General features: G+C 69.0%; 21 protein-coding genes and 3 pseudogenes. 12 read left to right on the top strand and 12 right to left on the bottom strand.

Translation table 11 applies throughout. The features are described from left to right. Window positions 1-199: 199 nt before the first annotated feature. A pseudogene (locus ACIHFB_RS00865) lies at window positions 200-577 on the bottom strand (RidA family protein); the annotation flags it as partial. A gap of 45 nt (window positions 578-622) precedes the next feature. On the opposite strand from ACIHFB_RS00865, the pseudogene ACIHFB_RS00860 reads away from it, so the two are divergent. The 4 genes and pseudogenes from ACIHFB_RS00860 to ACIHFB_RS00845 form a co-directional block, all read left to right on the top strand. Next, window positions 623-1,331 (top strand): annotated as a pseudogene (locus ACIHFB_RS00860) (LysR family transcriptional regulator); the annotation flags it as partial. A gap of 275 nt (window positions 1,332-1,606) precedes the next feature. Next, window positions 1,607-2,782 carry a Cmx/CmrA family chloramphenicol efflux MFS transporter gene (locus ACIHFB_RS00855; protein ID WP_365282203.1) on the top strand — a complete coding sequence of 392 codons (1,176 nt, stop codon included), beginning with the start codon at window positions 1,607-1,609 and terminating at the stop codon, window positions 2,780-2,782. 124 nt (window positions 2,783-2,906) lie between these two features. After that, entirely contained in the window at window positions 2,907-3,338 is a 432-nt protein-coding gene (locus ACIHFB_RS00850; RefSeq protein WP_365282202.1) for an NfeD family protein, read from the top strand. Window positions 3,339-3,342: 4 nt separating this feature from the next. Then, a complete protein-coding gene (locus ACIHFB_RS00845) occupies window positions 3,343-4,380 on the top strand; it encodes an SPFH domain-containing protein (RefSeq protein ID WP_400124742.1) in 1,038 nt (345 codons plus the stop codon). Window positions 4,381-4,416: 36 nt separating this feature from the next. Here ACIHFB_RS00845 and ACIHFB_RS00840 read toward each other — a convergent pair whose 3' ends face one another. Continuing rightward, a complete protein-coding gene (locus tag ACIHFB_RS00840; RefSeq protein WP_400124739.1) occupies window positions 4,417-5,016 on the bottom strand; it encodes a DUF308 domain-containing protein in 600 nt (199 codons plus the stop codon). A gap of 209 nt (window positions 5,017-5,225) precedes the next feature. On the opposite strand from ACIHFB_RS00840, the gene ACIHFB_RS00835 reads away from it, so the two are divergent. Further along, window positions 5,226-6,425 (top strand): sensor histidine kinase, encoded by a 1,200-nt coding sequence (locus ACIHFB_RS00835; protein WP_400124737.1) that lies wholly within the window; start codon window positions 5,226-5,228, stop codon window positions 6,423-6,425. Next, window positions 6,422-7,081, top strand: coding sequence for a response regulator transcription factor (locus ACIHFB_RS00830; RefSeq protein ID WP_365282198.1), 660 nt, complete (start codon window positions 6,422-6,424; stop codon window positions 7,079-7,081). The genes ACIHFB_RS00835 and ACIHFB_RS00830 overlap by 4 nt, the downstream gene beginning before the upstream one ends. Here ACIHFB_RS00830 and ACIHFB_RS00825 read toward each other — a convergent pair. Both ACIHFB_RS00825 and ACIHFB_RS00820 read right to left on the bottom strand, forming a co-directional pair. After that, window positions 7,072-7,707, bottom strand: coding sequence for a dihydrofolate reductase family protein (locus ACIHFB_RS00825; RefSeq protein WP_400124736.1), 636 nt, complete (start codon window positions 7,705-7,707; stop codon window positions 7,072-7,074). The two genes, ACIHFB_RS00830 and ACIHFB_RS00825, sit on opposite strands and share 10 nt — an antisense overlap. A gap of 65 nt (window positions 7,708-7,772) precedes the next feature. Beyond that, on the bottom strand, window positions 7,773-8,606 hold the full coding sequence (locus tag ACIHFB_RS00820) for a helix-turn-helix domain-containing protein (protein ID WP_365282196.1): 834 nt from the start codon (window positions 8,604-8,606) through the stop codon (window positions 7,773-7,775). A gap of 183 nt (window positions 8,607-8,789) precedes the next feature. Here ACIHFB_RS00820 and ACIHFB_RS00815 point away from each other — a divergent pair, with 183 nt between their 5' ends. The 3 genes from ACIHFB_RS00815 (at window position 8,790) to ACIHFB_RS00805 (ending at window position 10,593) form a co-directional block, all read left to right on the top strand. Further along, complete coding sequence (locus ACIHFB_RS00815; protein WP_365282195.1) at window positions 8,790-9,185, top strand: VOC family protein; 396 nt, start codon at window positions 8,790-8,792, stop codon at window positions 9,183-9,185. Between the two features lie 389 nt (window positions 9,186-9,574). After that, window positions 9,575-10,186, top strand: a complete 612-nt coding sequence (locus ACIHFB_RS00810; protein WP_400124733.1) for a TetR/AcrR family transcriptional regulator — start codon at window positions 9,575-9,577, stop codon at window positions 10,184-10,186. Continuing rightward, the gene (locus ACIHFB_RS00805; RefSeq protein WP_365282193.1) at window positions 10,183-10,593 is read left to right on the top strand and encodes a DUF6069 family protein; all 411 of its coding nucleotides are present in this window, start codon (window positions 10,183-10,185) and stop codon (window positions 10,591-10,593) included. The genes ACIHFB_RS00810 and ACIHFB_RS00805 overlap by 4 nt, the downstream gene beginning before the upstream one ends. Before the next feature lie 150 nt (window positions 10,594-10,743). On the opposite strand, the gene ACIHFB_RS00800 is transcribed toward ACIHFB_RS00805, so the two are convergent. Both ACIHFB_RS00800 and ACIHFB_RS00795 read right to left on the bottom strand, forming a co-directional pair. Then, window positions 10,744-10,932 (bottom strand): hypothetical protein, encoded by a 189-nt coding sequence (locus ACIHFB_RS00800; protein WP_365282192.1) that lies wholly within the window; start codon window positions 10,930-10,932, stop codon window positions 10,744-10,746. Window positions 10,933-11,148: 216 nt separating this feature from the next. Then, window positions 11,149-11,778: a TetR family transcriptional regulator gene (locus tag ACIHFB_RS00795; RefSeq protein ID WP_400124730.1), complete on the bottom strand. Its 630-nt coding sequence runs from the start codon at window positions 11,776-11,778 to the stop codon at window positions 11,149-11,151. A 95-nt stretch (window positions 11,779-11,873) separates the two neighbouring features. Here ACIHFB_RS00795 and ACIHFB_RS00790 point away from each other — a divergent pair, with 95 nt between their 5' ends. Next, window positions 11,874-12,917 carry an NAD(P)-dependent alcohol dehydrogenase gene (locus tag ACIHFB_RS00790; RefSeq protein ID WP_400124728.1) on the top strand — a complete coding sequence of 348 codons (1,044 nt, stop codon included), beginning with the start codon at window positions 11,874-11,876 and terminating at the stop codon, window positions 12,915-12,917. A gap of 78 nt (window positions 12,918-12,995) precedes the next feature. Here the strand turns inward: ACIHFB_RS00790 and ACIHFB_RS00785 are convergent, their stop codons facing one another. After that, entirely contained in the window at window positions 12,996-14,198 is a 1,203-nt protein-coding gene (locus tag ACIHFB_RS00785; protein ID WP_400124726.1) for an FAD-dependent oxidoreductase, read from the bottom strand. A gap of 422 nt (window positions 14,199-14,620) precedes the next feature. Between ACIHFB_RS00785 and ACIHFB_RS00780 the strand changes: the two genes are divergently transcribed. Next, window positions 14,621-14,971 (top strand): peptidase inhibitor family I36 protein, encoded by a 351-nt coding sequence (locus tag ACIHFB_RS00780; RefSeq protein ID WP_365282188.1) that lies wholly within the window; start codon window positions 14,621-14,623, stop codon window positions 14,969-14,971. A gap of 54 nt (window positions 14,972-15,025) precedes the next feature. Here ACIHFB_RS00780 and ACIHFB_RS00775 read toward each other — a convergent pair whose 3' ends face one another. The 3 genes from ACIHFB_RS00775 to ACIHFB_RS00765 all read right to left on the bottom strand — a co-directional run bounded on the left by ACIHFB_RS00775 (window position 15,026) and on the right by ACIHFB_RS00765 (window position 18,007). Further along, a complete protein-coding gene (locus ACIHFB_RS00775; RefSeq protein ID WP_400124724.1) occupies window positions 15,026-16,279 on the bottom strand; it encodes an MFS transporter in 1,254 nt (417 codons plus the stop codon). Beyond that, on the bottom strand, window positions 16,276-17,430 hold the full coding sequence (locus ACIHFB_RS00770) for a PLP-dependent cysteine synthase family protein (RefSeq protein ID WP_400124722.1): 1,155 nt from the start codon (window positions 17,428-17,430) through the stop codon (window positions 16,276-16,278). Before ACIHFB_RS00770 ends, ACIHFB_RS00775 begins: the two co-directional genes overlap by 4 nt. Window positions 17,431-17,569: 139 nt before the next feature. Then, window positions 17,570-18,007: a hypothetical protein gene (locus ACIHFB_RS00765; protein ID WP_400124721.1), complete on the bottom strand. Its 438-nt coding sequence runs from the start codon at window positions 18,005-18,007 to the stop codon at window positions 17,570-17,572. Window positions 18,008-18,413: 406 nt separating this feature from the next. Here ACIHFB_RS00765 and ACIHFB_RS00760 point away from each other — a divergent pair. Then, a pseudogene (locus ACIHFB_RS00760) lies at window positions 18,414-18,803 on the top strand (SulP family inorganic anion transporter); the annotation flags it as partial. A 71-nt stretch (window positions 18,804-18,874) separates the two neighbouring features. On the opposite strand, the gene ACIHFB_RS00755 reads toward ACIHFB_RS00760, so the two are convergent. Then, window positions 18,875-19,618 carry a DUF1775 domain-containing protein gene (locus tag ACIHFB_RS00755; RefSeq protein WP_400124719.1) on the bottom strand — a complete coding sequence of 248 codons (744 nt, stop codon included), beginning with the start codon at window positions 19,616-19,618 and terminating at the stop codon, window positions 18,875-18,877. A gap of 829 nt (window positions 19,619-20,447) precedes the next feature. Continuing rightward, window positions 20,448-20,579: a DUF3093 family protein gene (locus ACIHFB_RS00750; RefSeq protein WP_400124717.1), complete on the bottom strand. Its 132-nt coding sequence runs from the start codon at window positions 20,577-20,579 to the stop codon at window positions 20,448-20,450. Window positions 20,580-20,597: the final 18 nt, after the last annotated feature.

Raw genomic sequence — 20,597 nt, 5'->3', positions numbered from 1 at the left:
TCTGCGCGTGGTCCACCCAGGTACCCGGGAACGTCCTTCACCAGGTCTTCCAGGCGTGCGTTGGTCTCGCTGAAGCCGCTCTGGTCCTGGGTTCGCACAGTCGTGAAGACAACTGCGTAGTAGGGGGGGCATGGGCCCCGAGGGGCACGACGGGCGCTTCCGAACGATGGCCCATGGCGCCACCGTGAGGCGGGATGCGCCGCCGCGCGTCCACCTCTATTTCGATCTTCATCCGCGGGTCGGCGAGTCCGCAACTGAGCATCGTGGCGACCGGCCGAACATCGCCGAAACAGCGGCGCAGGACCGGCCAGCAGGGTTCGAAGTCCTCGCGGTCCGGCAGGAGGTAGCGCACGCGCAGCACGTCGGCGAGGGTGCAATGCGCCTCGGCCAGTGCGGCCTCGATGTTGCGCAGGCACTGCTCGGCCTGCTCCACCACATCGTCGGAGATCGTCATGGTGGCGTAGTCGAACCCGGTCGTCCCGGACACATGGACCCAGTCGCCGTCGACCACGGCACGGGCATAGCCGATCCGCTCCTCAAAGGCCGAGCCGCTGAGGATCGCGCGTCGCTCTGTCATGGCCGAACGCTAAATGAGCAGCACCTATACGTCTGATACGGCGACTTCGGCCACGCGGCCGCCCGCCTGGGCATCGCCCAGCCGCCGCTGAGCCAGCAGATCCGCCGCCTGGAGGACAAGGTCGGCCACGCGCTGTTCACCCGCGCCCCAGGACGCGTCACCCTGACCTCTGTGGGCACTCACCGACCTGGCGGACGGCCTGGCCGGAGCCCGGGCCGTCGGCAGTGGTCGGGCCGGCCGCCTACGGATCGGCTTCGCGGCCTCCCTCGCCCTGACGATCCTTCCTCGCCTGCTGCGCACGTTCCATCACCGGTTTCCCGGCGTGCACCTGGACATCCACGAGATGACCACCGCGCCGCAGATAGCACCCCCCCCCGCCGACGAGACAGGGCTCGGCTTCAGGACGGTACTCAGCGAGCCCTTTGTGGCTGCGCTCCCGTCCACCCATCCTCTGGCCGCCCAACGGACCGTACAGCTTGCACAGTTGGCGGATTCGACCTTCGTGCTGTTGCCCCGCACGGTTGGCCCGCTGCTGCACGACCAGATCATCGGCCTGTGCACCGCAGCGGGGTTCACACCGGGTGTCCCCCTGGCCCCGGCGAGCATCCGACGCATCCGCCTCAAAGGCGTCGCCTTCCGCAGGATCGAACCCGGCACCGCCCGCACACGGGTGGCCGTCGCCTGGCGCGAGAACGACCACAATCCCCTGCGCGCACGCCTGTTGGCGACCATCAGCCAAGAACCGCCGGACAGCCCCCAGTTGTGGCGAGTCAAGACGTTGGTGGCACAGGCCTGCGCCTGTGAAACCGAGGTGCCTCGGAAGGCATCGGTCGGGTACCGTGCGGGCCATGTCGAGCCCCGAGTCGGACACGGTGGGGGCTTTCGGTCACGCCGTCAGCCCCCTGAGCCACTGAGTTCGTAGCCCTGCCCTCCCGCCGTGTTCCGCGGCTGGACGGGTGTGCCCTTGGGTGCTGACCGCGGTGACGAGATGCCCTTCCTTCGTGCTTCTCTTCGCCTCGGAGCCACTCGATGCCTCTTCCGCTGTACCTGCTTGCCATGGCGGTCTTCGCCATGGGCACCTCGGAATTCATGCTGGCCGGCCTCCTGCCGGACATCGCCGCAGACCTCGACGTCACTGTCGGGACGGCCGGCATGCTCACGTCGGCCTTCGCGATCGGAATGATCGTCGGTGCCCCGCTCATGGCCGGGCTCGCCCGCAACCGGCCCGGACGGTCCAGCCTGCTTGGATTCGTCGTCGTGTTCTCGGTCGCCCACGCCGTGGGCGCTGCCACCTCGACCTTCCCGGTCCTGTTCGCGACCCGGGTGGTCGCGGCGCTCGCGAACGCGGGGTTCCTCGCCGTGGCTCTGACGACTGCGGGCACGCTGGTCCCTCCCGACAAGAAGGGACGCGCGCTCGCCGTGCTGCTGTCGGGCACCACGATGGCCACGATCGCCGGTGTCCCAGGAGGATCGGTACTCGGCACACTGCTCGGCTGGCGGGCCACCTTCTGGGCCGTCGCCGTGCTCTGCCTGCCCGCGGCCATCGCCATCCTCAAGGGAATCCCGGCGCAGCCTGCGAGGGAAGCAACGAGTGGACCGGCCATGCGATCAGAGCTCGCAGAGCTGAAACGTCCGCGGTTGCTCCTGGTCATGCTGATCGGCGCGCTGGTGAACGCGGCAACCTTCGCGAGCTTCACCTTCCTCGCCCCCGTGGTGACCGACATCGCCGGGCTGGACGAGCTGTGGATCTCTGTCGCCTTGGTGCTCTTCGGTGTCGGCTCCTTTGCCGGGGTCACCGTCGCCGGCCGGATGTCCGACCAGCACCCCGGCACGGTTGTCGCGGTCGGCGGTCCGTTGCTGCTCCTCGGCTGGCTCGCCCTGGCCTCGCTGGCCGACAAGCCGGTGGCTCTGCTCACCCTTGTGTTCGTCCAGGGCGCGCTGTCGTTCGCGGTGGGCAGCACGCTGATCACACGGGTTCTCTACGAGGCAGCGGGAGCCCCCAGCATGGCCGGCTCCTACGCGACCGCCGCACTCAACGTCGGCGCCGCCGTCGGACCACTCGTCGCCGCGACCACCCTCAGCACCGCAGTCGGGGATCTCGGACCCCTCTGGGCAAGTGGACTCCTCGTCGCATTCGCGCTGCTCGTCGCGTTCCCCTGGCGCGGCGTGATCGCAGCCGGCCGGAGCAGCGAGGCGCTCCAATGACGCACGAGAACGCCGCGCTCGCTGGTCGGGTTTCCTTTCCCAGGGGTATCGCGACCGTCCCGTGTCGGGGTCCAATGGTGAGAGTCAAGCTCTTCGCGTCCGTACCGGTCAGAAGAGGCATGCAATGGATCCATGGCTGATCTGGTTGATCGTCGCAGCCGTTCTGGCTGTGGCGGAGATTCTCACGCTTACTGCTGCGCTCGGATTGCTGAGTGTGGCCGCTTTGGTCACTGCGGGGTCCGCCGCGGTGGGCCTGCCTGTGCCCCTCCAATTCGTGGTGTTCACCGTCGTTGCCACCGTCACCGTGCTGTTCGTACGCCCGATTGCGCTGCGTCATGTGCTCCGGCCCCAAGTGGAGCGTTTCGGTGTGGACGCGCTGGTCGGCCAGGGTGCCTATGTCGTCTCGGAGGTGACGGGCCTGGGCGGCCGGGTCCGTATCGGCGGGGAGGAGTGGACTGCCCGCGCCTACGACGAGACGCTGGTGATTCCTGCCGGAAAGACCGTCGACGTCATGGAGATCAGCGGAGCCACCGCGATCGTCTACCCCCGGGACTGAAACCATGGAAATCTCGGCGCTCCTCATTGCCGGCGTGATCGTCGCGTTGATCGCGGTTTTCACCGTGGTGCGGGCGGTCCGTATCGTGCCTCAGGCGCGCGCTCGTAATGTCGAGCGACTCGGCCGCTACCATCGGACCCTGACTCCCGGCCTCAGCCTTGTCATCCCTTACGTCGACCGCGTGCATCCGGTGATCGATCTGCGGGAACAGGTCGTCTCCTTCAAGCCGCAGCCGGTCATCACCGAGGACAATCTGGTCGTCGAAATTGACACCGTCCTGTACTTCCAGGTCACCGACCCGCGAGCGGCTTTCTACGAGATCGCGAATTTCCTTCAGGCGGTCGAGCAGCTCACCGTCACCACCTTGCGCAATGTCGTGGGATCCATGGATCTGGAAAAGACGCTCACCTCTCGGGACACCATCAACAGCCAGTTGCGTGGCGTGCTGGACGAGGCCACCGGCAAGTGGGGGCTGCGGGTCAACCGGGTGGAGATCAAGGCCATCGATCCTCCGCAGTCCATCAAGGACGCGATGCAGAAGCAGATGCGGGCCGAGCGGGACAAGCGGGCGGCGATTCTCGGGGCCGAGGGGCAACGCCAATCGCAGATTCTTACCGCCGAGGGCGACAAGCAGGCCGCTGTGCTGCGTGCGGAGGGCAACCGTACGGCCGCCATCCTCCAGGCCGAGGGCCAGTCCCGGGCCATCGACGAGGTCTTTCAGGCCGTGCATCGCAACGACCCCGACCCCAAGCTGCTGGCCTACCAGTACCTCCAGACGCTGCCCCAGCTCGCGCAGGGTTCCGGCAACAACTTCTGGGTGATCCCCAGCGAGATCACCGCCGCGCTCCAGGGCGTGTCCCGTGCCTTCAGCGAGGTGCTTCCGCAGTCCTCGGCCACCCGCGAGAAGCCCTCGGACGACATGTCTGCCCAGGCCGCGAGTGACGCGGCTCAGGCCGAGGAAGCCGCTGCCGCGGCTCTCGCCGATGCCGCCAAGGCTGAGGGCGTCACCCCCGACGTCCTGCCGTCCGCTCCACCTCGCTGACGGCCGCTGCCGTTTGTCACGGGGTGAGAGCGCTGGTCAACGTGTTTCGCGTCGGCTGCGGATGCTCAGGGCGATGAAGGAGACAAGGAACCAGAAGGCACCGAAGGCTGAGTATCCGGCGACGGTGGACAGGCCGCTCGTCGCTGAGGCGGACATGGCAGCGAAGGAGACACCGGCGAGGACGGAGAGGCCGCCGCTGATGACCATGGGCCACTGGGCGCCGACGGTGTGTCGGCGCCGGATCGCCACGACGAGCTGGATCGCTCCGGAAAGGAGGGCCCAGATGCCGAACACGAGCAGGGTCGTCCCGATGGTGGAGAAGACGGCGATGATCATTGCGGCGGTGGTGGCGAGGCCGAGAGCCATGTTGGCGGTACTGACGCGGTTCGTGGAGCCGGTGCCGGCCAGGCGACGCTCGAGGAGCGTGGCGATGACATCCCACAGGGGATAGACGATGAGCAGCACGGCCGCGATCACTGTGGGCCTGTCCGTCGACACGAGCGAGGCGGAGGTCGCGAAGACCAGTGCTACCCAGATCAGGGAGAAGACGACTCGGATCAGGTAGAGGGATCGGAGCCCGGAGGGCGTCGTCGTGGTCGTGGTCGAAGCGGTCGACGTTACGGTGCTCTGCGTCATCGGGGGTCCCGTTGTGATCGTGACGGTGTGAGGCGGTCGCCTCGATGAGGAGTCTCAGCGGCCTCGGGCAGGACCGCGTACTTCGAACGAAGTAGTTCTGCCATCCACTTCGAGGCAATGAGTTCTGCCGTCTCCATCGACCGAAGCGGCTTCGCCGTCTACATCGTTTGAAGTACACGGCCGCCGCGCACGTGAACGAGAATCGGCTCATGGGCGAGGCACAGAACATCGAGGCACAGAACAGTCAGGACGGACCCGCGGCACCGCTGTGGGTCCGCCGCCCCGAGGTGCTGCACCGAGTCGCCTATGCGGTGTCCGCGCTGGTGTTCACCGGCCAGATCCTGGCAGTGATCCTGAGGGGGTCCGACTGGCCGACGGCCCTCTCCGTGCTCCTCGCCGGCTGCGGTGTCGCCCTCTCCTGGTGGCAGCCGTGGGCAGGACTGGTCGTGACGAGCGGTGCGTCCTTCGCCGTCACAGCGGTGGGCCACGACCCCCTGTCGGTGTGGATGATGGCTGTGCTCGTGCTCTTCTCGGTCACTCTCAGGGGAAACCAGCCGCTGGTCGGAACCGGCATCGTGGCGGCGTTCTTCCTGGGGGCGTTCATGACGCTGGGAGGATTCCGTGGGGGCGCGGTCGTGGGCGCCGCTGCCCTCTTCTCAGCCATCGCAGGAGGTGCGACAGGGGCCGCGCTCCGTATCCACCGAGAGCACTGGTGGACCCTGGAGGAACGGGCCGAGAGCGCCATCGCCACCCGCGAGATCGAAGCCACCCGACGGGTGACCGAAGAACGACTCCGCATCGCCCGGGACCTCCACGACGTCATCGGCCACCAGGTCGCGATGCTGAGCATGCATCTCGGTGCCGCGGAAATCGGACTGCCGGAAGACGCCGAGTCTTCCCGGCAGGCCCTCGTCTCAGCCAGGTCCAGCGCGCGCACCGTGGTCGTCGAAACGCAGCGCATCCTCGCGCTCCTCCGCCTCGGCGACGACATCTCCGACGACGAGGCGCTCCGACCGACCCCGGCGCTCAGCGGTCTGGAAGGGCTTGTCGCCTCTTTCGAAAGCATCGGCCTGGACATCCGCTCCTCCATCGACATCCCCGCCGGTTTCGTGGAGCCCAGCGTCGGCGTGACGGTCTACCGGGTTGTCCAAGAAGCACTCACGAACGCCTACCGGCATGGAGAGGGGACGGCAGCGGTGGATGTGCACGAGCGCGACGACAGGATCTGCGTCACCGTGGAGAACCGCGTCGGTCACTCATCCCGCGGCTCCGACTCGGGGAGTGGACTCGGCCTCGTCGGGATGCGCGAACGCGTCGAGTCCTCCAGCGGGCGGCTGACGATCGACAGTCACGACGGTCGTTTCCGCGTCCATGCGGAGTTCAGCCCCATGGGAGCCGTAGTCCGATGACGCAGATTCTGATCGTCGACGACCAGGACGACATGAGGGCCGGGATCCGGGCGATGCTCCGGCCCGACCCGAGTCTCGTTGTCGCGGGTGATCTCTCCGATGGACTCCAGGTCATCCCCTTCCTTCGGGACCACCCCGTCGACCTGGTCCTCATGGACATCCGGATGCCCGGCATCGACGGTGTCGAAGCCACCCGCCGAATCCGCAAGGAGCACCCACCCGAGACGATGCGGGTGATCGTCCTCACCACCTTCGACCAGGACGACATCGTTCTCGCCGCCCTGCGCGCCGGCGCCAACGGCTTCCTGAGCAAGACCGTGAGCCCCGCTGAACTCGTCGCCGGAATCAACGAGGTCGTTGCCGGTGGCGGTGCGCTGTCGGCCGCCGCGACGGCCGCGCTCATCGGTCACATGACCGACAGTCCGCCCCCGGTGGTCGACCAGGAACTGCTGCGACGCTTCGACGCCCTGACACCCAGGGAGCGCGACGTGGTCGTTCTCGTCGCGAGCGGTCTCGGCAACGACGAGATCGCGGCCCAGATGTCCGTGTCGCCGTTCACCGTGAAGACGCATGCGGTGCGGGCCATGACGAAGGTCGGCGCCCGCGACCGAGCACAACTCGTCTCGTTCACCTTCCGCGCCGGCCTTTACCCGTGAGCCTGCCGAGCGGTGGGCGGGGGGACGTCGTAGAGCAGGTGTGTCACACGGTCGCCCCGGACGACATGGGCGGGGTTGTCCAGGGCGACGACGTCGCCGGCATCCATCGCGCCGAAGAAAGGGCGACCGGATCCGAACACGACGGGAACGACGTTCATCACGACCTGGTCGACGAGCCCGAGCCGCAGCGCCTGCCCCCCGATCTGCCCGGCGGCGAGGTCGACGATCCGGTCATCGCCCGCCAACGCCCGCGCCTGCTCGATCGCCGACGCGACCCCGTCGGTGACGAACGTGAAGGGGGCGGTCGCGGCATGCTTCCAGTTGGTCGGCGCCTGGTGCGTCACGACGAAGACGTGCTCACCTGCGGCCGGTACCCCGCCCCACCCGTCCGTGAGGTCGAACAACCGGCGGCCGATCACCACACAGCCGATGCGCGGGTAGGCGGCTCTGATGAACTCCAGCGAGGCACGCGTGCTGTGCATCGGGTGCTCCTCCGGTTCGCCGCTCCAGGTCCACTCGACATCGCCGTTGGTCCCCCAGTCGAACAGTGGGCCGACCTCGTCGCGTTCGTTGGCGATGAAGCCGTCGGCCGAGACCGAGGCGCAGCCCATGATCACCTTGCTCACCGATACTCCTCACGTCGTGATCCACCGATTCTGGGGTGGATGCCGACGCGGGCGCTTGTAAGAATTCAAACGGCCGGCAGCGGCCCGACATCCAGGGCGTGACCGGGATGCTCGGCCAGGAAACGCCGCCGCAGCGCCAGGTACGCCGTCGGGGTGCACCCGGTGAAGGCCTGGAAGTCCTTGACGAAGTGCGACTGGTCGAAGTAGCCGGCGCGGAACGCCAGATCGCCCCAGTCGACCGCCGTCGCGGCGTCGACGCCGAGCGCGACCTGCGCGAACCGGTAGGTGCGCGCGAGCCGCTTCGGTGTGATGCCGACGATCTGCTTGAACCGGTGGGCGAGATGCGTGGTGCTCACCCCGGCGTCCTCGCACAAGCGGCCGACCGACACCGCGCCCGACGCGGCTGCGATCCTTCCGCTCGCGTGCTGCACCAGCCCCAGGCCCGGCACATCCGCGACCCGCTGCCGCAGTTCCTCCTCCAGCAGGGTGAGCATCCTCTCGGGGGTGGATGCCGCATCGAGTCGGTCGCGCAGCTCGGCGCCGTATCGTCCCCACACCTGCTCCACGGTCAGCGGCAGATCGCAAACCTCCGAGCCCGGTATCCCGAAGAACGGTGCCCAACCCCACGGCTTGAAGTGCACGCCGACTGATCGCGTGAACGCCGGGTACGCGAACTCGATGTGACGGGTGCCCGTGGTCACCAGGCACCCGTCAGCAAACTCCTTCAGCCGCGCCCCCGAATCGCCGACGAGAAAACGATCACCGAGATTGAGGATCAGAACCGCGGACGGCATGGGTGGCAGCTTCAATCGCGAGTACGGCGGGGAGCCGTCGAGGTAGTAGAGGTCGTCGACCAGCTGGTCCAGCGGCGGTTGCGGAACGCGGGACACGTACTTCACGGAGGGACAGTATCGGGGCCAATTCTCATCCCATGCCAGTTCGCTGATCCTCGGTAGCTCTCCCTATGCGAACTGGGCATCAAAATGACTCTCCTTCGATGAACCCCTGCCGGTAACGTCTCGTGACAGTTCGCGATCTTCGTTCAGGTGGTGCGGCCGTGTTCGAGCTGGAGCAGGAGAGTCATGACTAGTAGGTTCACCGAGTTGGCCGTTGACTGTCACGATCCGGAGAATCTCGCCGCCTTCTGGTGCGCGGTCCTCGACTTCAAGGTGATCGAACGGAGCGAGGGCAAGGTCGAGATCGGCTCCTGGGTGCCGACCGTTGAGGATGTCCGGGCCCGCCAGATGCCGCCCACCCTCCTGTTCGTCCAGGTGCCCGAGGGCAAGTCCGTGAAGAACCGCCTTCACCTCGACGTCAGCCCGATCGACGGCAGCACCGAGTACGAGGTGACCAGAGTGCTCGGCCTCGGTGCCACCAAGACGGATGTGGGCCAAGGATCAGACCGAAGCTGGGTGGTCATGGCAGATCCGGAGGGCAACGAGTTCTGCGTCCTTCGCACCCTGGCACCGCAGAACTAGACGAGTAGTTCCGATGTGGCTCAGCGGTCGCAGGCGATGAGTGCGTCGCCGCGGCCTCTGAGCTTCGGGACCTCGCGTCCGGCAGGTGATCGCTCGAGGGCGGGCCGAGCTGGTGCCTTTTGATGTGGCGAGGGGGCGGCGGGAGTTGGTCCGCAACTTAGGAGCGGACGAAGCTCTCTGGGACGCGCGCTTCGTGCACTACCTGTACGACGATCCGGGCGAACGAGGCACGATGTGGCTGCGTTTGGTGTCTGCCTCACTCACTACGCGGGATCTCCCTTCTGTTTGCCACAGCTGCAGCCACAGCCACAGCCACAGCCGCGGAAAAGTGAGCGGAGTGAGGACTCACTCATTGACGGAGTGAGTCCTCACTCCGTACTCTTGCGGGCATGACAGCACCTAAGGAGAACCAGACCACCCGTCGCCGCGCCCCCGCCATGTCGCCGGAGCAGCGCCGAGAAATGATCATCCGGACCGCGATCCCGCTGATCGCCGAGTACGGCGCCGCGGTGACCACCGCGAAGATCGCCCGCGCCGCGGGCATCGGCGAGGGCACGATCTTCCGGGTCTTCGCCGACAAGGACGAACTGATGCAGGCCTGCATCGCCGAGGCGCTGTCCCCCGAGCACGCGGTCCGCGAGCTCGACGCGATCGACGTGTCCCAGCCGCTGCCCGACCGGCTCGCGGAGGCGGCCGAGGCGCTACAGGCGCACATGGACAGGATGGGCGCGATCCTCGGCTCGCTGGGCCATCGCGGCGGCAAGCACCCCGGCACCGTGCGCGGCGCGGGCCGCGCCGAGTCGACGACCCGTATCCGCGCGGCCCTCGCGGAACTGCTGGAGCCCGACAAGGCCGCTCTGCGCCGGCCGCCGGAGCAGATTGCGGCCCTCTTCTTCGGGCTGCTGTTCACCCAGCCGCGTACGGAGGACGCGCCGGACCTGACCGCGCAGGAGCTGGTGGAGGTCTTCCTGCACGGGGCGTTCTCGGGGGGTGCCAAGTGACCGTGTGGAGAAGGCGCCTGGGGGCTACGGCCCTGGCTGTCCTGGCGCCCGTCGTGGTTTGGCTGGTCGTGGACCCGCTGCTGGGGCACCGGCTGCGGATCACCGACGGCGAGCAGTCACTCGACATCGGCGCCGCGCCCGTGGCGGTCGTCGCACTGCTCGCATCGCTCTCCGGCTGGGGACTGCTCGCTGCCCTGGAGCGCTTCGGGGCGCGGCGCGCCCGCGCCCTCTGGACCGGGGTGGCCGGCACCGTACTGGCCGTGTCCTTCCTGCCGTTCATCGGCGACGGCATGGACGGCGGCACCCGGGTCTCCCTCGCTGCGATGCACCTGGCGGTGGCGGCGGTCCTGATCCCGGGCCTGGGCGGCAGGTCCTCCCGGACGGGAGCCGCTGCCGCCGGGGAGTGACCGCCGGCACCACGTACGGCGCGAACCGTTCTGGCCCAGCAAGGGGCCGCGCGCGTGTGGATCGCCGTGCCGAGGGGTGAGAGGCCGCCTTGTCGGCTCGGCCGGAGGTGACTGTCGTCCGGGCGTGTGGCGGCCAGGTCGGATTGCTGCTCATCGCTCGTCACGTGCCTGGTCTCTGGCCAGGATCCGCGGGCACCACCAGTTGGCCCGCCCAGCCGGCCGCATCACGGCCGGCACCAGCAGGCCGCGTGCGACCGCGACCGTCGTGCTTCCGGTGCGGTGGCGTTCCTCAAGAATCCGCGACAGCAGCAGTTCGTAGCAGAAGAGAACGATGGGCACGGCGACATCCGTCGTCCCGGTCACCGTGAACTGCCCCAACAGCTGTGCACATTCATGACCAGGAGCACGACGAGTTCCTTGCCCGGCAGGCATCCCACGATGAGTAGTGACGCGCTGACTTATGCTTCCGCGCCTCGCAATTGAAGCTCGGACGATCGGTGCGTACGCCCCGGGGCCGGCCGGGTTGGGTGCATGCCGGCCGGGTGCGGGCGGGCGTCATTGCGGGCTGGTGCCGTGGCTGACGAGGCTGTCGTGGGTTTCTTCCGGACTGCAGGCGCGGCGGACGCTCTCGTGGAGGAGGCTGCGGCGTTGTTGGTGCAGTGCGGCGGGTTCCTGTGCCGTGGCGGCGTAGACGTTGCTGACGGGTGACCAGGCCATGGACATGGCGATCACCATGGTCATGATGTCGAAGGGGTCTGCCTGGCGTACGAGCCCGGCGGCTTGGGCTTCGGCGATGGCGCGCAGTTTGCGGTCGTCGAGACGGTCGGGGTCGTCGACCAGGTGGCCGGCGGGACGTCGCTCCAGACGGGCCCAGGTGGCCAGTCGGATGAGGTCGGGGCGGCGGAGGTACTCGTCGTAGAGGCGCACGGCCCAGTCCGCGAGGTCTGTGGCGTCGATCGGGACGACGTTCATGATCCGCTCCAGCGAGCCGAAGAAGATGGCGTCGAAGAGCCCTTCCTTGTTGCCGAAGTAGGCGTAGAGCTGCGCCTTGTTGGTGTGTGCGGCGGCCACGATCCGCTCGACGCGTGCTCCGGCGATGCCGTGCTCGGCGAATTCCTGGGTCGCCGCGTCGAGGATGCGTTGGTACGTCGCGGCTCCCCGCGGGGTGAGGGGCTGATCAGCCATGCCCTCACGTTACCAAACAGAACAGTTGGTTTGCCTCGGGGGCGGGATGGCCCTACGCTCAAACAGACCAACCATTCTGTCTATGTGGGGGCGCTGTGAGAAACACCGTTGGCTGGCAGGCCGAAGGTCCGTCGACGACGCTGCGGCGGACGCCATTGCAACGGCGCGACCTGCGCCCCGACGATCTCGCGGTGCAGGTGGACTACTGCGGTGTCTGCCACACCGATCTGCACGCCGTCAGCGCCCGCGACGGCGAGGGGAGCCGGTCCCTGGTGCCGGGGCACGAGTTCACGGGCGTGGTGACCGAGACCGGAGCCGCGGTCACGGGCTTCACCGTCGGCGATGCGGTCGCGGTGGGCAACATCGTCGATTCGTGCGGCGAGTGCGCCATGTGCCGGGCCGGCCAGGAGAACTTCTGCCACGCCTTCCCGACCCTGACCTACGACGGCATCGACCGGCACGACGGATCGGTCACGCTGGGGGGCTACTCCCGGGAGTACGTCGTCCGCGACCGGTTCGCCTACCTTCTTCCCGCGGGTCTGGATCCGGCCGCGGCAGCTCCTCTGCTCTGTGCCGGGATCACTGTCTTCGAACCGCTGCGCGCCCTCGGTGTGGGGCCGGGGAGCCGTGTCGCGGTGGCGGGACTGGGCGGTCTGGGCCACCTCGCGGTCAAGATCGCCGTGGCGCTCGGCGCGGATGCTTCGGTTGTCAGCCGCTCAACGGACAAGGCGGACGATGCTCGTCGTCTCGGCGCCCACGGTTTCATCGTCTCCACGGACCCCGAACAGATGGCTGACGCCCGTGACCGGTTCGACGTGGTCATCGACACCGTCTCAGCCCCGCACGATCTGGGCCCCTACCTGCGCCTGGTCGCCATGGACGGGACACTCAGCCACCTCGGGCACCTCGGCCCCGTCACCGTGGAGACCACCGACCTGCTCGTGGGGCGCAAGCGGCTCAGTTCCGCGGGCAGCGGCGGCAGGCCCGCGACCGCCGCCATGCTGGACTTCTGCGGCGAGCACGGCATCACCGCCGACATCGAACTGCTGCCCTCGGCGCGCGTGAACGAGGCCCTCGACCGTCTCCGGCGCAACGACGTCCGCTACCGCTTCGTACTCGACATGTCCGACCTGGACTGAACGTCGTAGACCCAGGAACCGTTTCACTGCATGCGCCGAGGCAGGGCCAATTCGCCATGCGTGCTGCGTCCGGTCAGGTCACCGGTCTGTCCAGGAGCCTCCGCCGGGATGTGCCGTATCCGGGTGGGGTGTTGTGAGGGGGGAGTTCCATTCCAGCTGGCGGGTTGGCTCGTCGTTCCCGGGTTGTGCGGCGGGTGGCCGGCCGGTGGGGGAGGGGGTGTGTGCGCCGCGGGAGATGTTTCCACTGATGTGGGTGTTGTGCTCCACGCGTGGGCGGCGGAGCGTTTCGTAGAGGGACAGGGCGGTGTCGGTGTCGGGTGCGTCGCGTAGGGCTTTGGCGAGGATGACGGCGTCTTCCATGGCCATCGAGGCGCCTTGGCCCGTCGCCGGGGAGGCCGCGTGGGCGGCGTCGCCGATGACCAGTGTCCGTCCCGAGTGCCAGGGTGTTCCGGTCGGAATTTCGGTGGCGTTGGTGACCAGGATGTTGTCGGTCGCTTCGACGATGCCGGCGGCTGGGGTGGCGTCGTCGCGCAGCAGGGGGAGCAGCAGGTCGCGCCACTGACCGGGGGTGCCGTGCGCGATGGTATCGGCGGACAGAGGATCTCCGGCTACGCGTGCGAACCAGTATGTCTGCCCGTTGGGTGACACTGTGTAGCCGAAGGCGGCTGTGCTGCCGCGCACCATGGTGATGCGCTCGTGGTCGGTGTCCTCGGCCGGAGAGGCGGGGGTGGTGTAGCCGTAGAACACGTACTCGCCCGCGTAGCGCGGCTGGGTGGCCGGGGCGATCGTCCGGCGGACGGTGGAGTTCAGGCCGTCGGCGCCGATGAGCAGGTCGCCGGTGGTGGTGCTGCCGTCGGCGAAATGGGCGGTGACGTGTTCTGGGCCGTGCTGGACGGACGCGAGCGGGGTGCCGTGCCGGATGGTGATGCCCCGGCGGACGGCTTCGGCCTGTAGGGCGGTGTTGAGCTCGCCGCGCCGCAGACACCGGTAGCGCAGAAGGGGGTTGCCGGATTCGCCGAGCGGCCTGTTCGCGATCTCGCTGCCCGTGCCGTCCAGGACACGCATCGAGGTGAGCGGGAAACCGGCATCGGTGACTGCGGTGGACGCGTCGATCTGCGCGAGGGCTCGCATGCCGTTGCTCGCGAGGGTGAGGAAGGCGCCGATGTCCTCGGCCGAGTCGGGGTGTGCCTCGTGGACGGAGACACCGAAGCCGGCCTTGTGCAGGGCCAGGGCCGTCGTCGTGCCGGCGATCCCGCCGCCGATGACAAGTACGCGGGTCACGGTGTATCGGGCTCCTTGGTGGACGGCCTGGTTGGGCTGCGCATGGTGTTGCGGGGAACGAACGGGGCGGCGCGCAGGGTTCCCGTGGACGGGGTGTGTCTGGCCTGCGACCTGCGGCGGGTCCACTTGCGGCCCCTTTCGGAGGCCCGCTCACGATCGGGCGACGCGGGCCGTGGGCGGCCTGGGCCTGCTGCCGGGGCATCGCTTGAGTGCGACAAGGGCCGCTCAACTCCCCAATTCTCAGTTCGGCTTCTCCCGGCGCATGTTCCCTGGTGGGACCGGATCCGTCTGAGTGGGCGGCCTCGGCCAACAGGATTCCCGACTAGTCCTGTCTCTCGCAGGGTAGGAGCAGGTGCTGTTCCATTGATCAGTCCCTCGACAGTCCGCCTCGTCAAGTGCGAGGTCAAGCCTAGGAGATGGCCGTGCGGAAGCTCAGATTTCCGGCCCTGTTGCTCACGCTGCTCGCCATGACGGCGAGCGGGGTCGTGCTCGCTCCGGCAGCATCGGCCGCAGAGCCGTGCGGTGCTGGATGGCTGTGTCTGTACAAGGGCCGCAACTTCACCGACATGGCCTACATGACGCAGAGGCATGGCTACTGCCGGAACCTCCTCGACTTCCAGATCGCCAGCGTCGGGTCGTACCGCAACAATCTCTCCGTCTACGTCGACTTCTTCGATCCGAGCCAGGACGACAAGGTATGGAGCATCCGTAACGGCGGCAGCAGTTCCGATGCGACGTCGTTCCAGGACGAGCGGTACGTCTGTACGCGCTGAGGTTTCCGCCTGGACCGCACCGGCCCGACCGCCTGGTCGGTCTCCCCGGCCCGGTCAGGCGGGGGCGAGTTGGGGTTGCCGCTGCTCGGCCAGGTGTCCGCTACGGGCGAGGGCGGCAACGGAGGCCGCGCAGGCGAGCCCCGTCGCGGTCAGCATGCACCAGGTCAGCCAGAGGGTGTTGTGTCGTGTGGCAAGGTCCCACAGAGCGCCGGTGGCAAGGTTGCCGAGGGTGATGCCCAGGCCGGCGACAGTGTTGTAGAGGCCGTAGTGGGTGGCGACGAAGCGGTTGCCGGAGAGCTTGACCACTGTGTCCATCTCGAACGGGTAGACCACCGCGCTGCCGACCGCGAGCAGTGCGACGGCCGCTACCAGGGAAGTGAGTACGGCAGTCGGAGCACCGGTCGGGGTGAGCGCGAGCGGCAGGAAGGCCAGCCCCATCGCGGTCAGTCCGCGCACCAGTGCCTGAGAAGGGCTCCACCTCTTCTTCGCCCAGTCCGTCAGCCGCAGCTGCCCCACGACCGCGACCACGGCCGAGACGACGAACAGCCCGCTCGTGGCCCAGGTTCCCCTGGATCCAAGGGCGTTGGTCGCGGCCAGCGGGAGGGACAGATAGACCTGGAAGGTCAGGACGTACGAGCCGATCATCGCGGTGGCGAAGAGGAGGAAGGGCCGGTTGGTGACGACCGTGCGCCACTGAGCCATCACGTTCTCTGGCGCGGAGTCGGCCGGCTTGGCCCGGTGGACCGGCAGCGACCGTGCCTGCAGCACCGTCAGGACGGCGAAGATCGCGGCGGCGACCGTGCAGACGAGCCGGAAGTCGGCGGCCAGCAGGGCGAGTCCGATGAGCGGGCCGAGCAGCATGCCGGCCTGGTAGTAGACGTTGAAGGTGGCGAAGGCGTCGACGCGTCGCTCACCGGCCTCGGCGGCGAGGTACGCGCGGACGGCGGGGTTGAACAGGGCGCCGGCGAAGCCGCTCGCGGCGGACGCGGCGATCAGGGCGGGGAGGTTGTCGACCCAGCCGAGCAGGCCGAAGCCGACGGTGCGCAGGAGGCAGCCCGCCATGATCGGGGCCTTGTATCCGAAGCGGTCGGCGAGGGTGCCGCCGATCAGGAACATGCCCTGCTGGGAGAAGTTGCGTACGCCCAGCACGAGCCCCACCGCCCAGGCCGCCAGGCCGAGTCCGTCGGAGAGGTGGGCGGCGAGGTACGGCATGAGCATGTAGAAGGCGAGGTTGATGGCGAACTGGTTGGCCATCAGCAGGCGCGCGGCGGGCGGGAAGGAGCGGGTCTGCCGCCACAGGCTCTTCATCGGGCGGCTCCCACGACCGTCTGCTGTCCGCCGGCGGAAAGAGCGTCGGAGGACAGGGGGTCGGTGATGTGGGTGCAGCGCGTCCAGCGGGTGATGATGCGGTCGCCGGGGTGGGCGATCTCGTCCGGGTCGTCGGCGGGCACGTATCCCAGAAGACTGTGCTCGCGGCAGTAGGTGTCGTCGAAGACGGTGCCGACGTAGCGTTGCGGCCCGTCGGGGAAGACGGCGACGATCCGGCCCTCGGGGGGCAGGCTGCGGGCCAGCCAGCGGGCGACGAGGGCGACCGCGCCGACGCTCCAGCCGCCGGTGGCGTAGTGGTCACGGGCCAGGCGGCGGGCGGCCCACACCGCTTCGGGGGCGGCGACCCAGTGGACCTCGTCGAAGAGGTCGTAGGCGACGTTGCGCGGATAGATGCTGCTGCCGAGACCGCGCATCAGGCGCGGGGCGGCGGGCTGGCCGAAGATGGTGGAACCGGTCGTGTCCACGCCCACGACCCGCAGGTGGGGGAAGTAGCCGCGCAGGACGGAGGCGATTCCGGCGGAGTGGCCGCCGGTGCCGACGGAGACGACGAGCGTGTCGATGCGGCCGAGTTGGGCGACGAGTTCGTGGGCGAGCGGGGCGTAGGCGGCGACGTTGTCGGGGTTGTTGTACTGGTCGGGACACCAGGCGTCGGGGTGGACTGCGAGGAGTTCCTCGACGCGCCGGCGGCGGGCCTCCTGCCAGCCACCGGTCGGGTGCGGGGTGTCGACGAGGTCGACCTCGGCGCCGTACGCCATGAGCAGGCCGGTCATCAGGGGTTCCATGCCGGGGTCGGTGACGACGGTGACCGGGTGGCCGTAAGTTGCGCCTGCGAGGGCCAGGCCGAGGCCGAGGGTGCCGGAGGTGGACTCGACGATGCGGGCGCCGGACAGGAGCCGTCCGCGCTCGCGTGCGGCGCGCACCATGTGCAGTGCGGTGCGGTCCTTGATGCCACCGGGGTTGTGGCCTTCGAGCTTGGTCCAGAAGCCGCGTCCCGCGGCGGTGAACGGGGCCCCGATCCACAGGACAGGGGTGTCGCCGACGAGGCCGGCGGGGGTGTGCATCGGGCGTTTGGTGTCGGCGAGCAGCTGGGCGGGCGCGGCGAGTCCGGGAGTCGGGCTGGTCTGGTTCATGGCGTGCTTCTCCTGCGGCCGACGCAGGCAATGGCTGCCGGTCGCTGTGTGGGGGAAGGATGCTGGACTGATCGGAAGCCGAGCCGAAGCCGTCGCAGGAGCGTGCGGGTGCTGTCCGGGGCTGCGGCTCAGGGGCCGATCAGGTGCGCCAGACGCCCAGCCGGGCCCGCTCTTGCTGGACGGGGTGCACTGCGGGATCCGGGCACCGCGACGGCAGTGCTGGTACGACACCGGTCAGCGCGTCGATGCCCTCGGAGGGCAGCACATGGAGGGCCGCTCGGGCGGTCGGAGTGATGTCGCGTGGCGGCGCGGCTGCCGTCTCGTCCGGGCCCGAGCAGTGCACCCCCCCGCCCTCGGTGGAGTCCAGTCCCTTGGCGGATGTCCCGACAGCCGTCTGAGAGGGCTGCCCCCAGGACGCGGGGGAGACGACGAGGATGGCGTCCGCGCGGCCCGGTCCCGCCGAGGCGGGGCCGTGGGCGCACGCCAACAGGTGCACCAGCGCGGCCACGAGCACCACGAGCGTCGCCCCGGTCCATGACACGGGGCGGCTGCTGCGGCGCAACGACCAGATCCTCATCAGCGCAGACGGTAATCGATCATGTGCATAAGGTGCGCGTGAAGAGCGCCCTCGTGTCAGGCATCGCCATGGGCCGCCGACCCCGTGCCTTGCTGGCTCCACCGGGTTCGGTGCGACGGTCCCACGGGGCGCGACCGCTCACCGCAACGGGTGAATCCATCCGTGGAGTCGCCTCGCTCGACGGCCGTCACCCGCCGCAAGGGGTTGTCCGGCACGAAGAGCGCGAAGAGCGCGAGGAGATACCGATGCGGCAGACGAACGGCTCCGCAGGACCCGCGACATGCCGCGGTCTCGGCCTCGCTCATCTGGCCTCGCCCGATCTGGACGGCCGCCGACGTCGGGGCAGGGCCGGCCATGTACGACGCGGCGGCAGGTGCGGCACGCCTGCTCGCCGCCACCTCAGCGGGCCGGTGTCCTCATACACGCCGGCTTCAAAGCTCCTGCCCGTCGATGAGCTGGGGCCGCTGTGGCGTGAACACCGGGGTGAGGCCGTGGTGTTGGTGATCGCTGCCGGAGCGATCCTGGTCACCAACTGTTCGAGGGCGTCGTCATCGGCCTGCTGATTTCGGTGGCCAGGGCGGCGTGGGAGACCTCGCACGTCCACATCGACGTCGACGACACCCGTGAGGCGGCGGTCCGGGTGCACATTCACGGGCACGCGACCTTCCTGCGCCTGCCGCACATCCTCGACACCCTGGAGCAGCTACCGGCAGACCGGCCCGTCGAGCTGAACCTCGCCGGGCTGCGGCACCTGGATCACGCGTGCATGAGCGCGCTTCAGAACTGGGCGACACAGGCACGGTCTCCGCGGCCGCCTGTCCGCTGTGTCGTCCGGGGCAGAGCCGCCCCGGACAACGGCGGTGAACGTCAGCTCTCGGACGCGGCGCCCCGGCGCTTGACCAGCCACCAGGCCCCGCCGCCGAGGACGAGCAGCGCGACGACGATCACGGCCACCAGGACACCGGAGGACATGCCGTCGTCCGCGTCGGTGGCCGTGTCCTCGGCCGCCGCTGAGGTGTCAGGTTCCGTCACTTCGGCGGAGGGGGTGGGCGCCGCCGTGCTGGGCGCCGCGCTCTCGGTGGTCGTCGGACTCGGGCCGACCGGCTTGGCGCCCGGGGCCGCCGCCTCCAACTTCAGGACAGGAGCGGGCTGTTCGGGCTCGTCTCCGCCGGTGGGCAGCTCGAGCCAGCGGGAGACCTCCCCGTCGCTGTAGGTCTCGACGGTCTTGAACGCGATCTCCTTCTCGTCAGGCAGTTGCCGGACCTTGATCTTGTGCTCGGCGTCGACGCCGGTCTTCAGGGCAGGACCGCCGACGGTGTAGCCGTCGTCGGTGGCCTTCAGCTGCCAGCCTTTGGGGGCCTCGTCGAGCGTGATGTCAGCGGGGGCGATGCCCTCGGGGAGGACGACGCGCAGTGCGGTGAAGCCGGCGGAGGCGGACTCGGCCTCGGAGACAAAGCTGAGAGTGACGTTCTCTGCCAGGGCCTGGGGCTTGTCGGCTTCGACCTCCGCGTGCGCGGCGGCCGGTGTGGCGAGGGCGAGTACGGCCGTGAGCGCGACGGCACCGGCGAGGACGAAACGACGGCCGGAACGCGCCGGCGGGTGGTTGGACATGGACACAGGGGACTCCTTGCTGATGCGGGGAAATCCGGCCCCGCAGTTGGCGGGGCCGGTGAAGAACCGGACAGTGCTCCCGCCGCGGTGGCCCCCTGCGCACCACCGCGTGTTCCAGTACTTCCTCCCGTGTCCGCGTGGCCACCGCGAAGGACATGCCGCTCCGCCCGGCGGGCAGCCTGGGCATGGCGCCGTCCGGGTCGACTGCCCGCCCCCGTGGCAGCACCTGATCCAGTGCGGCCGCAGCGGCCTCGGCCAGCGTGCGCAACGTGCCGAGCGCCGCCGTCATCCGTGCGTCCGCCCGATGCAGCAGCCAGGCCACCACCAGCGCGGCAGCCGTGTGCACGACCGTCATCGCCGCTCCGGCGTGATGCCAGGCATGCCCGTCCCCCGAGGCGGCGACCACAGGCCCGGTGTGCATCGCATGCTGCGGCATTGCCGTAGAGCTTTCACTGTCCGTGCAGGACAGGGCGAGATGCAGCACCCCCTGCATCGCCAGCGTGACCACGACCGTCGCGACCGGCGAGTAGCGGCGCCGGGCGAGCGGCCAGACCGCCGCGAACTGCGCCAGGATCAATGCCGCCACCAGCCGCCACGGCACCGTGCCTTCGGCGACCGCGTGGTGCCCGAAGGTGGCGAGGACGGTGCCGAGCACGGCGAACAGGCCGGCCCGCACGCACGTTCCGGCACGGCTGGTCCGGCCTGCTCCGGGACGCACTTCACGTCCGGTCACATGATCAGCTGGCACGGTCGCCCATCATCCCCTACCGGCCGGACGCCGTACGCGAAACCGTCGTACGCCGCCCGGAATGTGCCCGCACCCGCGTGCTCACGATCGTGTGCCGAGGTAGAGGTAGGGCGTGGGGTCGTCGGGGTCGAGGACCTCGACGCGGACCGGGGTGGGAATGACGTACATCCCGGCCAGGCGTTCGTCGTGGACAAGCCGGCTGGTGGAGGTCACGGACGTTCACCTTGTCGT

Source organism: Streptomyces sp. NPDC051963, from assembly GCF_044593495.1.
GTDB lineage: Bacteria > Actinomycetota > Actinomycetes > Streptomycetales > Streptomycetaceae > Streptomyces.
The sequence above is the reverse complement of the archived record's forward strand: the minus strand, read 5'-3'. Positions and strand labels throughout refer to the sequence as shown.